This window comes from Shewanella sp. Isolate11 (genome assembly GCF_022398315.1).
In the GTDB taxonomy this organism is placed as follows: domain Bacteria; phylum Pseudomonadota; class Gammaproteobacteria; order Enterobacterales; family Shewanellaceae; genus Shewanella.
The window spans coordinates 51,446-68,086 of sequence record NZ_JAKEVF010000009.1 but is presented as its reverse complement, the minus strand read 5'-3'; the positions used below and the strand labels follow the sequence as shown (position 1 = coordinate 68,086).

The 16,641-nt window shown below is 46.9% G+C and carries 4 protein-coding genes; all 4 read left to right on the top strand.

From position 1 onward, the window contains the following. The first annotated feature begins 383 nt into the window (after window positions 1–383). From L1D21_RS15995 to L1D21_RS15980, 4 genes are read left to right on the top strand one after another with little or no spacing between them, the layout of a single operon-like run. Window positions 384–11,903, top strand: a complete 11,520-nt coding sequence (locus L1D21_RS15995) for an Ig-like domain-containing protein (RefSeq protein WP_239846269.1) — start codon at window positions 384–386, stop codon at window positions 11,901–11,903. Then, entirely contained in the window at window positions 11,900–14,023 is a 2,124-nt protein-coding gene (locus L1D21_RS15990; RefSeq protein ID WP_239846268.1) for a type I secretion system permease/ATPase, read from the top strand. The genes L1D21_RS15995 and L1D21_RS15990 overlap by 4 nt, the downstream gene beginning before the upstream one ends. After that, window positions 14,020–15,333 (top strand): HlyD family type I secretion periplasmic adaptor subunit, encoded by a 1,314-nt coding sequence (locus L1D21_RS15985; protein ID WP_239846267.1) that lies wholly within the window; start codon window positions 14,020–14,022, stop codon window positions 15,331–15,333. The genes L1D21_RS15990 and L1D21_RS15985 overlap by 4 nt, the downstream gene beginning before the upstream one ends. Window positions 15,334–15,345: 12 nt before the next feature. Next, window positions 15,346–16,641: a TolC family outer membrane protein gene (locus L1D21_RS15980; protein WP_239846266.1), complete on the top strand. Its 1,296-nt coding sequence runs from the start codon at window positions 15,346–15,348 to the stop codon at window positions 16,639–16,641.

Genomic DNA, 16,641 nt, shown 5'->3' with positions numbered 1-16,641 from the left:
CCTTTTGTAAGAATCTGATGTCAAAAACTCCTTCTCGTACGGGTCACCCAAGCCAATGTATTTAGGTTGGTAAGTCTAGTTGGCTAGGTGATGATTGCTTCGCAGTTCCTCCTTAATGGGTAGAAAGTTATCTATACAGATCTGATTGAATGATTTTTGATCTATTTGTTTGCTCTATAGCCGATTTAGGTTAAAGATTAAGTCTCTACATAAAATATCTACTTGTTTTTTATGCCAATATGATTGACCTTTTTTGTGTTGCTCTATTAGTTTATTTGGTCTGTGTGGGTTGTCAAATGCAGAGATAAAAGCCAATATTGCTGTAAGTCTAAGTGTTTATTACCAAACGTTTGTAGTGGCTGAAGTGATAAGGAAATTTTCAGATGCCGACTCTAAGTGCTCCAGTGGTTTATTACATAGAACTCGAAGCCGTCTATTGGGCTGTCACCGTCGATGGAAATTGGGTGGTGGTTTCGCCTGATCAATTGCAAGCCAATGTACCTATCTATTCACTCACCTTAGAGCAGATTATCTCCGATGATAATGGTGAGTTTTCCATCGTTATCAATGGTAATGAAATTGCAATTCCCGCTAATGTCAGCAGTAATTTACCACTCACTGAAGAAGCGGCAGCAGCTGATAATGGTCGTAATCGCAGTAATGAATCTGACTCGGCTTACGATCAGCCCGAAGGTCTTAATTTTATATTCCAGGTGGTGCAGTCCCAAAACCCCAGTGTGATAGCCAATTCGGGATTTGAGACGCAGGGAGATTTGCGTGACGACGATGATAACAATAGCTTTAATGCTATTGCTCAAGACACCTTTATTCCAATCACTCTCACTGTCGAATTTATCGATATTGATGGTTACATTAATCAATATGAAGCGCCTAGCGTCACTCTGAAGGGGCAGGCTATTGGCGCCGGCGATGGTCAGATTTTAGAGTTAATCATTACTGACAGTGAGGGCCAGCAACAAGCATTTGAGGTGGTTGCTCAGGATCAACAATGGCAGTTAACCGATGTTGATTTCCAATCTTTTGCCGAGGGCGACCTTAGCGCCACCATCACTGCGATTACCTATCCCGGCGAAGTTAACGATGGTTTGGATACCAGTATTAAAGATACCTTGGCGCAGATCACAATTGGGGTTGATTCTGGTGGTGACAACGTCATAAACGCACAAGAAACACCCGTGGTCGATTTGTCTGGTGTGGTAGAAAATATCGAAGATGGCCAAACGGTGACTGTAACAGCAACGGATATTAATGGTCTGCAATTGGTGTTAGTCACCGAAGTGGTTAACGGTGGATGGTTGCTAGCAGATCAAGATCTTTCAAGTCTTGCCGATGGCCCGTTAGATTTTTCTGTATCGTCGCAAGACATCGCCGGAAACATCACAGAAGCTATTTATACCGTCGACAAAGATAGCCAAGCAAGGATAACCATTGCTGCGGTTGATAATGACGGGGTATTAAATCAGCAAGAGGTTAGCAAATCTGTTTTAGCTGGTGTTGTCGATAACGTCGAAGACGGTCGTGGGATTGCGGTCACGGTTACCGATGTTGATGGAACCACATTGACGTTTAGCAGTGAAATCATCAATGGTGCATGGCAACTCGATAATGTCGATCTGTCATTGTTAGCCGAAGGGGAGTTGACTCTAACTGCGGAGACTTCAGATATTGCTGGTAATACCGCGATAGCCAGTAATGTTGTCGTTAAAGATACCCTTGCCTCGGTGACTATCGAAATAGTCGATAACGACAGTGTGATAAATAGTCTAGAGCAGCAAGCGGTAACGATGCGTGGCACAGTGAGCAATATTGAAGATGGCCAGGTTGTTACTGTCACCCTAAGTGATGGAACCGGCAATAGTCGTGATTATTCGGCTGTGATTACTGCGGGGGAATGGCAGTTAACTGATGTCGATCTCAGCGGCTTTGCCGATGGCAGTTTAACCGCCACGGCAAACGTCAGCGATCTTGCGGGCAACAGCGCCAGTGCAACCGATAGCATATTGGTCGATATTTTGGCTGAAATTACCATAGAAGTGAACGCAGGTTCTGATAGCGTGATCAACGCGGCCGAGATGGTCATGCTAGATCTCTCAGGTACGGTTACCGATATCGAAGAGGGTCAAGGTGTCACTATCACAGTGACTGATATTAATGACCAGCAATTAAGCTTTTCCACTACTGTGGTGGCTGGTGCTTGGCAGATCAATGATGCCGATATTTCCAGTTTGAGCGATGGCGACTTGAGTTTTGTCGCTAGCAGCAGTGATGTAGCTGGCAACCTTGTCGATGCCACTGTGGTGGTTAACAAAGACAGTCTCGCCAGTATTTCAGTTGAAATTGTCGATAATGATGCAGTCATCAACGCCCTAGAGCAGCAAGCGGTGACGGTTCGCGGTACGGTTAATAATATTGAAGATGGTCAGACGGTCAATATCCTGCTTAGTGACGGCAGTGGCAATAGTCAAACCTACACTGCGATAGTGGCAGGAGGAGCCTGGCAATTAACAAATGTGGATTTGACTGGCTTTGAAGATGGCAGTTTAACAGCCACTGTAGATGTTACCGATTTGGCAGGTAACTCTGCCACAGCCTCAGACACCATAGCAGTCGATATTCTGGCTGCAATTACCATCGCGGTAGAAACGGGTACAGATACCGTGCTTAATGGCAGCGAAAGTTCGCAGGTAGATCTATCTGGCACGGTTACCGATATCGAAGATGGCCAAACCATCATTGTAATCGTTACTGATATTAATGGTCTGCAGATAAGTTTAGTGACTAGGGTTGTCGGTAGCGGCTGGAGTTTAGTTGACCAAGATTTGTCGATTCTCGCCGACGGGCCGTTAACCTTCGAAGTTAATGCCAGCGATATTGCCGGTAATATCGTTAGTGCAATCGATAATGCCTATAAAGAAACTCTGGCGGAAATTACCATCGAGGCGGTCGATAACGATGGTGTATTGAATCAAAATGAAGTTGGCTTGGCAGTCCTTGCTGGCCAAGTGATCAGCGTAGAAGATGGTCGCCCAGTTGAGGTAACCGTGACCGATGTCGATAGCAATAGCCTCACCTTCACTAGCGTGATCTTAAATGGAGCTTGGGTGCTTAACGGAGTGGATTTGTCCTCTTTGGCCGAAGGCGAGTTGACTCTCACCGCGGTGACTTCAGATTTTGAGGGCAATATTGCCAGCGGTAGCAACAGCGTCGTTAAAGATACGCTTGCTTCGGTCACTATAGAAATTATTGATAACGATGACGTGATCAATAGCCTAGAGCAGCAAGCGGTAACGGTACGTGGCACAGTGAGCAATATCGAAGATGGCCAGACCGTTACTGTCACCCTAAGTGATGGCTCCGGCAACAGTCTCGATTATTCGGCTGTGATTGCTGCCGGAGCATGGCAGTTAACTGAACTCGATCTCAGTGGCTTTGCCGATGGCAGTTTAACCGCCACCGCAAACGTCAGTGACCTTGCGGGCAACAGCGCCAGTGCAACCGATACCATATTGGTCGATATTCTGGCTTCTATCACCATAGAAGTGAATGCCGGTGCCGATAGCGTGATTAACGCGGCCGAGATGGTCATATTGGATCTCACGGGTACGGTTACCGATATCGAAGAGGGCCAAAGTGTCACTATCACAGTAACAGACATTAATGACCAGCAATTAAGCTTTACCACCACTGTGAGCGCAGGTGCTTGGCAGATCAATGGTGCCGATATTTCCAGCTTGAGTGATGGCGACTTAACTTTTGTCGCCAGCAGTAGTGATGTGGCGGGTAACCTTGTCGATGCTTCCGTGGTGGTTAATAAAGATAGTTTAGCCAGTATTACCATTGAGATTGTCGATGCCGATGGCTTAATCAGCACCGCAGAATCAACTGCGGAGACCCTTACCGGTACAGTAACCAATATTGAAGATGGTCGCCCCGTGGAGGTGACGGTAACCGATATAAATGGCCTATTTATCATCCTTAATACCGTCGTTGTAGATGGCCTGTGGCAAATTGAGAATGTTGACTTATCGACCTTGGCCGATGGTGAGTTATTACTGCAAGCCAGTTCTTCAGATCTAGCCGGTAACCCTGCTGTTGCAACGAATACCACCATTTTGGATACACAAGTCAGCATAGATATTGACACGGGAGTGGATGGTTTCGATGCCGGTCTGTTTATGTACGGTGTGCAAGATAGCCTCAGCGGGGTAACGACCGGGGTTGAGGAAGGTCAAAGTGTCGATCTCACCATCACAGATGGCATTACTACCAAGACCTTTACTAGTGTGGTTGCCACCGATGGCAGTTGGCAATTTACTGGGCTTGATGTGAGTGGTTTAGATCGCAATTTAGGCTGGAGCATGGAAGTGGTGGTTGTCGATGCTTCAGGTAATAGCGCCAGCGATGTTATGCCAACCTTATTTGTGCCCGAAATCGCCTCTTTGTACGAATTAGTATTGAATGCAATGGACAGTACTAGTGTGACCATTCCGGTCGAGATCGCCGATGCTGTGTTGACATTGACCGCTGAGCAGAATCGTTTATTGGCTTTGACTTCCGAGGGGCAAGACCTAAGCATAGACGTCGCTGCCGATGGATTATCTTTCACTTTGACTCGTGATGGTGACAGTGAAATCGTCATGACGGCGAGTTTAGCCGCAACTGAGCTGACGGTGACACTATTTCAACCGTTAGATGAACGTAATCAGACCAATGTACTGAGTTACATTCGTTTAAGTGGTTTGCAAACTGACAGTGATGGTACTACTGAGGAGATCATTACCTATGCGGTATTGAATTTCATGGATACTCGCGCGTTTGCGTTCGACGATAGCGCCACCCTAGTCGAAGACACGACGGCCAATGGTTCATTACTGGGTAATGATTACACCATTGAAGGGCCGTTAACGGTCACTTCAATCAACTATAATGGCACGGATTATTCGGTTGCTGCTGGAGCGCCAGCAATCATAGTTACCGCCCAAGGCACCATCACTATTCAAGCTAATGGTAGTTGGAGTTTTGAGGTGGCTGACAATCTCGATAACAACCAGCTGCAAGAGATGACTCTGGTGTATAGCGTGCTGGATTCTGATGGCAGTATCGATACTGCCAATGCCGTGTTTACCGTTGTCGATGGTGTTCAGGGGGCAATGAGCGATGTGGTGGTTTCTTTTCAAGAAGCTGATATCGATCAAGCGGCTCAAGTCACTCAGCAGGTATTTAGCATTGTCGCGGGCTCAGATACGCTGGTGGCCGATAGCGTAAGCTTTTCTGTGCTAACGCCATATTTAGTGCGTAACCAAGCCTTAACCAGTCATGGGAATGCCTTGGTTTATAGCCTATCCAGTGATGGTAAAACGTTAACGGCAACCACTAATGAATCGACTCCTGTCACTGTATTTACTATCGAGTTATCGGCAACCAATGTCGGTGATGATTTGAGTGTAACCGCAACCTTCACTCAATTTGAGCCGTTAGATCATTTGCGAACAGATGTGTTGAATATCGACACTTATATCACCGCAGAAGATTTAGATGGCACCCAAATCGATCAAGGCGTTCTGAGCTGGGCAATTAGCGATGGTAATGATCCTCAGCTAGTGAATATCACTTCGTTAAGTTTTGAAGAAAATGCGCTTGCTGGAACGCCTTTAACTCAAAGTGGCAGTTTTGACTTGCAAGTCGGCAGTGATGCCGTCGTCGCGGTGGCATTTTCTCCCGCTGCTTCCCAGCCAGAATTGACTGCCAGTGGTGTGCCGATTCAATACAGCTTAAGTGCTGGTGGATTAATATTAATCGCCCATCTTGGCGATGAAGCTGATCCTGTGTTTGTTATTGAGCTTAGCGATACCTGGAGCCCAGATAGTGACAGCCTCAGTCAAAACTATGATTTCACTTTGTACCAAGCTTTCGATCAAATCGGCACTGATAGTTTTGATTTCAACATATTTACTGCCGACCGTGATGGTGATGTTTCACCCGCTACTTTAACCGTAATTGTGGCGGATGGTGATGCGGCAAGTATTGATAATGTTAGTTTGACGGTCAGCGAAGATCCTTCGATTACCGCTTATAACACTGTAGACGCTGGCGAGTTTAATGTTACTGCGACCAAAGATAGCGTCATCGATATAGCCTTTAATATGGTCGATGGCAGTGAGGTGCAAAATAGCTCCGGCACCGCCTTAACTCAAAATGGTGAGCCGCTATATTGGCAAATTAAAGATGAAGGTGCGGTGCTTGAGGCTGTGACTGCTGATGGCCTACGAGTATTCAGTATCAGCTTGCCAACCGATATCGAGATTACCCCTGAAACCGCTGGCACGGTAGCGGTGACGTTTGAAATGTTAGGCCCTATCGATCATTTGGGCAGTGCAGATTTACTCGATACCTTAAATGTGGCGGTTAACATTACCGATAGTGACAATACGATTTCATCGGCCGAGTTGGCCGTGACCATCTATGATGGCGACAACGCTAAGCTAGCTACACCGCTGCAACTAAATATTAATGAAGGTAATCTAACCACGACGAATCCGATTTCCACATCGCAATTATTTTCATTGGTAGAAGGCAGTGACTCGGTTGTTGAAGTTGCCTTAACCGACAGTTTTAGCTTCGGCACCTATTACAGTGCGGGGCAGCTGATTAGTTTAAATACCACCGCCGATGGTAACGGTTGGTATGTCGCAACTCGTGCTGGCGACAACGAAACTGTTTTTCAAATCCGATTTAGCGCCAATGGTCAGGTGGAATATCGACAATACCATGCACTGGACCATGCCGATGCCAATGGCGAAAACAGCTTAGATTTACAATTCGAAGTTTATGCTATAGACGCCGATAATGATAAATCGGCATCCCAAATGGTGACAGTAACCGTCAACGATGATGTGCCTGAGGACACGGCTAAAACCTTAGAGTTTTTTGAAGGTGATAATGATTCATATAACGTGCAGATGTTCTCGCAGGCTCAGCAAGGTGCCGATGGCGCTTCAGTCACCAACGTGATCTATAAAGGCACTTCTTATGCTGTTGGTTCGGTGATTGAGCTTTATACCGATGCAAATCCTGCCGCGGTTAAATATGGTGAGCTGGTGGTCGATGAAAATGGTTTAGCGACGGTGACCACCTTAGTATTTGCCTATAACGACTTGAGTTATAGCGAAGATGTGCTGTTAGAGGTCACCGATGCTGATGGCGATGTGGCGACAGATACACTGACGTTGATTGCCAAAGACCAAGCCGGCTCTGTTCGAGTGTCTCCTACCGACTTTGTTGAAGACACGCTAACAGGCATCGATCTTGAGGCGACGCCGGGAGATGTGGATGCGAATGAGTTAATCACCAGTATCGTGTTCGATTCGGCGGCTTTACAGGGGGGCCTGTTGATATTGAACGCGGTGGAAGTACCGAAAGACGCCGATGGTAATTATATTTTGTCCCTGCTTAATGGCGGCTTGAGTGAAGATCCCGTTACTCGAGTTGCGACGCCGAATGGCACTTTAAGTTTTCTTCCTTATTCAAATAGCTCAGACGCCACGGACAGCGTTGAGTTTATTATTACGGTCAATATTACCGGCAAAACCCCTTTAACCACGACCTTACCTGTCTCGGTTGAATCGGTAGCAGATACGCCAGAGTGGGATACAGATAGTGAATTTCTCTACACGGTTGATGAAGATGGCGGCAGCGTTAATATGCAGCTTAATGCCACTTCAGGGGACCAAGCTGGTATAGACGATCGTGGCTCTGAAACGGTTTCATATATCATAGATAGCATTAGCGCCGGATTAACTTTGACTACGGCTGGGCGGACGATCAGTGATGGCATGACGATCAGCCAGGTCGATTTGGATAACTTGATAGCCACGGCAGGCGACAATTTAGCGGGGCAATTTACTTTTACCGTTCAAGCTAAATCCACTGAAAGTGACAATAATGATACGGCATTAAGTAGCATTGAAACCGTGACTATCGATGTCACGCCAATAGCCGATGTGCCCACGCTAACCACCAAAAATATTCATAGTGTTGAAGATGCACCCATTTTACTCAATGCGATTATCTCAGGGAAATTAACCGATAATTCGGGTTCTGAAATTTTAAATTTTGAGCTAACTCTACCTGACGGCTGGTCTATTGATTCACCTTCGGCGGCCAGTAATGGCAATGTATGGACGGTATTAGCGTCTGAAGTTGACAGTGGTGTTGCACAATTAATTCCTGCAGATGATGTCAGTTCAGCTAATTTTGGTGATTTCTCGATTGCGGTGCGAAGCTTTTCTCTCGATACCGCCCAGGATGGTATTGATCCTGCTGATGACACCACTAATCCAAATCCGAATTACAGCGATGTCGATTTTGTCAGCGTTTCATTGACTGGGGTTGCAAATGATGCGCCTATTATCGATGGCGACCCCAATGTATGGACAATTGATAATGCTACTGGTGTTATCTCGAATGTTAATCCTTTTGCCGAAGATAACCTGATCCCGTTAGATTTCACCATTGTAACTTCCGATGATGATGGTTCAGAGGCGTTAGATTTGCGTCTTTCCGGCCTACCCGAAGGGGTGATTTTTGTCGATTCTTTAGGGAACCCCGTTAACTTACCCGTAGTGGGCTTCGATAACGGATTGCCTTTGTATGGCGTGTCAGCGGCTTCGCTTTCCACTCTTAGTATTCAGGCTATCGAAGATTTTAGTGGTATTGTCAGTTTTAGCATTTTTGCTCAAAGTACAGAGTTAGATGGTGACACTGCGGCCTTTGAGTTAACCGTCAATATCGATATTGATCCGGTTATCGATACCGGTCCCACGACGCTGGAAACCACCAGTTATGGTTTTGAGAACAGAGCCATTCCAGTAGATTTTACCCCGATACTGGATGCTGATCTCGATGGCAGTGAAACCATCACAGATCTGATCATTCTCTATCAGGATCCGCAGGGCTTTATTCTAACCATGGATGGCTCGCAAATTTTTATCCCTGAGGACGGCTTATCGGTGTTGGATCTGCTCGATGGCAGTAGCCCGACCATAGATGATTTACTCAACTCTGGTCGTTTAGCCGTTGTACCGCCTCTGGATGCCGATGGCTCATTTGATTTTAAGGCCAGTTATCGAATTGCTGATACCTCAGAATCGGGCGTCGAAGTGCAGAGTTATGAATTAACTCAACTCACTGTGGTCGTTGATGCTGTAGTGAACCTCACCACCAATTTGCAGAGTGAAGCTGAGATATTAGTCAGCAGCGATGGTTCACCGATTGATCTAACCGGGCAAGTGTTGTTTTTCGAAGGGGATATCGATGGCTCAGAGGTACTCGACTACATAGTGATTACTGTGCCCAGTGGCGATGGCTGGTATGTGTCACATCCCAATGGTGCGATTAATGACGGCGAGGGGCGTTGGTTGATACCCGTGGCGGGCATCACCAGTGACACGGTACAGGAATATGCTCTCGATGTGCTGGCTGGGGTGACGATTCAGAGTGAAGTCGCGACAGGTCCAGCGCTGATAAACGTCGAAGGGCGAGTGTTGGATAGAGATGACCCTGCCATCATAGAAACGAGTTTCTATGTGCAATTCGATCAGGATGCTCCTGCCAGTAATGCCACTGTGGTCGACATGCTGCAGCTGACTACAGTCGACGGCATCGAAGACACGACGATAGATTTCAGTGGCCACCTCAACTTGAGTATCACCACAGATCCAAACGATGTGGTGAGTTTTAGAGTATTGACTGCGGATTTGCCTCAAGGCGGTTATTTTACAGGCAGTGATGTTCAAGCGATTTATGATGAAAGCGGTGAAAATATCATCGAGTATCTATTTACCACTGATTCACTCGGCAGTTTGCAGTTACATAACATCAATGAAGATTTTGCCGGCGAGTTCAGCATTCCTATTCGTATTATCGCCACAGATCCCATCAGTGGCGATACCATCATCGATGATACGCAAATTATTGATATTGAGATTCTACCCGTTGCCGATGGCGTTAGTCTCGATGTGGTGAATCAAACCATGTTAGAAGATGGCCCAATTCCATTGGGGCTTCGATTAGTGTTTGAAGACCCGCATATGACCCCGACAACAGGTGGTTCAGAGCAGATTTTACTGGGTGACGGTGCTTTGCCTGTGACCCTGACCTTGCTCGATGGCGGCAGTTTGAGTGACAGTTTAGGTCTGTGGACATTACAAGCCGGCTCGACCGATACTTGGGCGTTTTCTGGCACCACAATGGATGAGCTAAATAACTCCTTATTACTGCTCGAATTTGTGCCGCCGTTACATTTGAGCGGTGATTTTAGGCTGCTTTTCGCTGCAACCAGTATCGATACTGCGACCATTAATGGCTCTGATGTCACCGATCAAGCGAGTTTCGACAATACCTTTACGATAGAAGTGACTCCAGTTACCGATGCCGCCGAAACGCCGAGTGAGCAGATCATAGTTAAAGGGCAGGAAGATACGCTGATCGACCTCTCAGCCCTTGATGCATCGAGCCTTGGTCTGATAGACCAAGATGGCTCTGAAGAGATTTATCTCACTATTCGTGGTGTGCCAAGTGGCTCAGTTTTATATTACCAAGATGGTACAGATCTGATTCAGTTACCAAATGTGGGTGCCGATGGCGGTAATTTTAACGGTTCACCAACCTATGCTTGGTCGGTAACGTCGGAGCAATTAGCCGGTTTAGTCTTTTTACCGCCGAGCGATTTTAGTGGTGATATTCCACTTTCAATTCAGGCTATTACTCAAGAGCTTGGCACAGATGATTTTGTAACGAGTAGTACAGATATCCTTGTAGGTGTATCGCCCGTTGCCGATGGTGTCGACTTGATCACCCCTCCAGAGAGCCTGTATTCCAGTGTCGAAGATGAAGTGATCACCATAGATTTAGATACCGCACTTAAGGAAGTTGATGGTTCTGAGTTGATCACTATGCGAGTCGTCGTGACTTCAGATGATGCCTCGGCCTTGGTCGGTTTAGAAGGGGTGAAGATAGGCAATCAATTTATCTCCTTTAAATACGATGATGTGAACGACAACTACTATGCCACCCTGACGGCGTTAAGCTCCTTGACTCAGTTTGAACTGTATCCCGGTGATTTAGCCTTCGGCACATTAGATGTGCAGTTGGAACTAACTTCTTTAGATGTTGCAAGGGTGCTTGGCGGATTGGAGTCTGACTTCAGCGATGCAACCGTGGTTAATTTTGAAGTTGAGATTTCACCGCAAGTGGATGCACCAGTATGGACGCAAGTGGCCGATGTTACCGCCAATGATGTTAACAATGTGGCGTTAAATTTAGGCTTGGCGTTGCAAAATCCAGCCTTCAACGAAAGTGGACAGCTGACCATTTATGGCGTCCCAGATGATATGAGTTTGTCTGAAGGCGTACAGACCAGCGATGCTTGGGTTGTGTCTCTCGAGCGGGTTGAGTTTATTACGGTTGTCGGTGCCGAAGATGGCGATGTGTTTACTTTAACTCTCGAACCGACAGCGGTACTTGCAGGGGAAACTGCCGAAGGCGCGGTAGAAACCATTACTGTGACTGTCGATTTAGCGGCTCCGTCACCTGTGTCTGCGATGAGTGTGCCGATAACGGAAACCCAAGTAAGCCCATTGCCATATACCTTGCAAGGCGGTCAAGCCTTAGATGAAGAGCTTAAGCAGGAAGCATTGCTCGAGGCCAAGTATGAATCGAGCGAGAGTGAACTGTCTTTAGCAATAAAGCAAAGCTTCATTCAAAGCACAGAGGCTGATTACCTGAGCACGAGCTTAGATCAAAATATGGAGTATTCTGCTTCGGCCAATGACTTGCTTGCCCGACTCGATGATGAAATGGCCTTAGTGAGTCTGCAGCCATGATTAATCCAACTCAAGATGCATTAGTCAATGTGATTGAGGCCTTGTGTCTGCAATTAGGACTAACCTTTTCCAAGCCGACCTTGCTCAAGCATATCGTGGTTAGCGATGGCCGTTTATCTACAATGGATTTGGTGCAAGCCTGCAACAATGTTGGTATCGAGGCGGTGGAGCAAAAGCTACCGCTAAATAAGTTGGCTCTTCCGGCAATCGTGATTTCCAAGCAGCACCAACCGGGTTTGCTTAGCAAGGACCCGCTGGGGCGCTTACAACTGCTGGATGCCGAGGGGCAACAAGCTGAAATTTCTGAGGCTGAATTCAAGGCTAACTTTTACCAAGATAGCTGGCATGTTAAGCGACACATGGTGACCGACGCCCGCAGCGAAGAGCATCATTTCAGTGTAAAACGTCATTGGTTGTTGGCGGCATTCGACGAGGTAAAACCTTTCTATGGCAGCTTTTTATTGGGCTCGTTAGCCATTAATATTCTCGCCTTGGTGACACCGCTATTTACCATGAATGTGTATGATCGCGTGGTGCCCAATCAAGCCATAGATACCTTGTGGGTGCTGGCTACAGGGGCAAGTTTAGCGATTATCTTTGACTGGCTATTAAAACAGGCGCGGACTCGATTAGCTGATGTTGCCGGTAAACAGGTGGATATTCGCATGTCTAATATCTTGTTTGCCAAAGTGCTAGGTATGCGTTTAGAAAACCGTCCGGCTTCGGCAGGCGCCTTTGCCAAGCAGCTACAAGAGTTTGACAGCATTCGCGATTTTATTACCTCTGCAACTTTAGTGACCGCAGTGGATTTACCCTTTACCTTACTGTTTTTAGCATTAATTTCTTGGCTGGGCGGCTATATGGTGTTGGTGCCTATAGTCTGTATGTTGCTGTTGTTTATCATTAGCTTTGTGATGCAAAAAAAGCTGATGGCAACCATAGAACATACTTCGCAGCTATCGACTCAGCGCCAAGCGCATCTTATTGAAACCCTGAACCTGCTGGTCGAGACAAAACAGAATAATGGCGAGGCCAAGGCGCAGCGTATTTGGGATGATACCGTCAGTAGTCTGGCCGATTGGCAGAATGAATCTCGCATTGCCTCCAATACCCTGAGCCATAGCGTGATGAACAGTCAGCAACTGGTCACCATAGGGTTAATTATTACCGGTGTGTATCAGATCCATGCAGGAAATCTCAGTATGGGGGGATTGATTGCCATCGTGATGTTAAGTGGCCGTGCGGCCAATGCCATTAACCAGATTTCAATGCTGCTGCTTAAGTTTAAACAAACCCAGTCGGCAATCACTGCGGTTAATTCAATCCTTGAGCTGCCACAAGAGCAGCAAAAAGCCCATCAATCGAGTAACTCGGTCGGCTTTAATGGTGCGGTTTCTCTGCGCAACGCTAGCTTTAATTATCCGGACCACTCCCTACCAGCCTTTACCGAGGTCAATCTCAATATCGAACCCGGTGAAAAAATAGGCCTGCTTGGTCCCGCAGGCGCCGGTAAGTCGAGTTTGTTGGCCATTATGGCTGGGCAGTATCAGCTGAGCAGTGGTCAGTTATTTTATAATCGCCTAGAGGCAAGACAGTGGTCGATTGGCGATATTCGAGCCAATGTTGGCTGGATGTCGCAGCAACCTGCGTTAATTTATGGAACCGTATTAGACAACTTGTTGTTTGGACTCACTCGAGTCGATGAAACCTTGCTGGCGAATATCATTGTAAGTTCTGGCATCGACAAATTGATGGACCGACTCGGTAGTGGCCTAGACAGTCAGGTGGGCGAATTTGGACGACAGCTCTCGGGTGGCCAGCGTCAGGCGATTGCCTTAGGTCGAGTGTTATTGCGTCAGCCGAAATTAATGTTATTAGATGAGCCAACCAGCGCTATGGATGAGCGTTCTGAAAATCAGATCATCGCCTGCTTATCGCAAATTACCGACACTTCTATGGTGATAGCTTCCCATAATCCTAAATTATTGGCCCTGTGCGATCGGATTTTGGTGATAGATAAAGGCCGTATCATCCATGAGCAAATTCCGGATGAGATGCGTCAGCGAGGTAAGAGCCGAATTAAGGCGGTTAATGTTCGTCAAAAAGGAGAGGCGAAATGAGCGGCCGTTTGCATATCAAGCACCTAGAAGGAGCGAAGCGCGCCAATCAATTAATCTTGCTGGTGGCGGCATTAATTGTGGTCAGCTTAGTTTGGGCATCATTTGCCAAGCTCGAAGAGGTGGTGGTGGGACAAGGTATGGTGGTACCAACCCTTGCAGTACAACAAATTCAGAGTCTCGATGGCGGTATCTTAAAGCAAGTCTTAGTGAACGAGGGGCAATCGGTTAAGGCTGGAGAACCCTTATTGGTTTTGGATGAATTACGCTTCGCCTCGGCATTCGATGAAGCAAGTTCTCAGGCGGCTGCGCTGAAGCGACAGAAGGCGCGACTCGATGCTGAGATTGCCAGTGTGGTTGTTGATGACACCGCGGGTTATTGGCAAGACAAGGTCAAAATTACCCCGCAAAAAATCAGTGATAACGACATAGCAAGCAGTTCACATTCGCTGGCGATATTCCGCTCACGGTTATCGCAACTGTCTTCGCAATTAGAACAGTCGGCACAAGGTATTGAACAAAAAGCGCAAGCGATTGAAGAGGTGAACATCACTATTGAAGCGCAGTTGAGCGGCTTGGCGCTAGTACAGCAAGAGATAAAGATGACGCGAGGTGCAGTGCGAGATGGAGCCGTTGCCGAGTTGGAACTACTCAAACTCGAACGTGATGAAATTCGTCTCAAGGGCGACTTATCGGCGTCTCAAGCGAATGGGCGTCAGCTCAAAGCGGCGCAGAGTCAGACGGAAGCTGAATATCTTACTGTGGCGTTAGATTTTCTCAGCCGCGCCGAGGCCGAGCGTAATGAGGTGATTAATAAACTCAATGCCTTAACCGAGAGTATGAAAACCTTAGCCGACCGCTTGGCAAGAACGAAAATCGTCTCGCCGATTAATGGCAATGTCACCAATATTGTTGTGCGTTCGATAGGTGCCGTGGTTGAGCCGGGCATGACCATTATGGGAATCGTGCCACAAGACGGGGCTTTGATTGTCGAAACCCGTATCGCACCTAAAGATATTGCCTTTGTGCACAAAGGTTTAAAGGCGACAGTTAAATTTACCGCCTATGATTTTGTAATTTATGGCGGTTTAAAAGGGGAAGTGATTTACGTCAGCCCAGATGCACAACAGTTAGATGATGGAACGACCTATTTTGAAGCTCATGTTAAGACTGAGGAAAACGTACTTAACGGCTGGCCGATTATATCGGGGATGCAGGCGAGTACGGACATTCTCACCGGAGAAAAAACAGTTTTAAATTACTGGCTTAAGCCATTGTTACGCGCTAGAGCCAATGCGTTACGGGAACCATAAGGCAAGGATATTATGCGACGACTGATACTCATTCCAATACTAACATTATCAGCCTCAGCACATGCACTGACACTCGAAGAGTCGGTGGCTGAAGCCATTAATCATCATCCGACGATTTTACAGAAATATGCCAGCTTCGAGGCAGCGGTACGTTATAAACGTGCTGCAGTGGGGGACTATCTGCCTCAAGTTAAACTCTATGGCGGCATAGGCTATGAAAATGTGCGTTATAACAGTGGTCAACGGATCGATTCTGAGCTTGATCGAACCGAGATTGGCCTCAGTGTATCGCAGCTATTATTCGATGGTTTTCGTACCACCTCAGAGATCGATAGGCTGGATTTTGAGAAGGAAGCCGAACGCTTCGGATTGCTGTCTGATGCTGAAAACCTGAGCTTAGAGGTGAGCCGAGTCTACCTCGAACTGTCTATGGCCAATAAAATTGTTGAGTTATCCGAGCGCAATATTGAAGAGCATCAAGAAGTACTAAAAAACATCGAGTCGCGGATGAATAAAGGTTTGAGCAGCGCCTCCGACGTGGCTCAGGTTAAGGCGCGTTTAGCGACCAGCCAGTCGGGATATTTATCGGCGCGACATAATCAAATGGATAAGCAGGCTAACTATTATGATCTGGTGGGGCAGTTACCAAAAGACCTGCATGATCCGCAACCTGACTTTGATTTTGTACCGAAAAATTTACCCGATGCATTGCGATTAGCGGTAGAGAATCACCCCGAAATCGAGGCGGCAATTCAAGATACTCAAGCGGCTAATGCCCAACATGATAGAGAGAAGAGTGATTTTTGGCCCAAGCTATCTATCGAGTTACAAGCGAATAAAAACGACAACATAGGGGGAATAGAAGGCCCAGATGAAGATGCGCGTGCCATGTTGATGCTCAGTTACAACTTGTTTAATGGCGGTTCAACCATAGATAGAATCGAAGCGGCATCTTGGCGTTATCAGCAGGCGCTTTCGATTCGTCAAAACACCCAGAAGCAGGTGGAAGAGGGCGTGCGTCTTGCTTGGAACGCCTATGAGTTTATTGGAGAGCAACGCGGCTATTATCGGGAAAATGTTGACCAAGCGGTTCAGGCTGAGAAGGGATATTCTCGTCAGTTCGAGTTAGGACGAAGATCACTGCTTGATGTACTCGATGCCAAAATTGAGGTGTTTGCCGCGCGTAAGCATTACATCACAGCCCATTATAATTACAACATCGCAGCCTATCGCCTGATTAATGCTACCGGGCATTTAATGGAATCGTTTAGGGTCGACACGCCTGAAGCTTGGACGGAGGATAAGTAA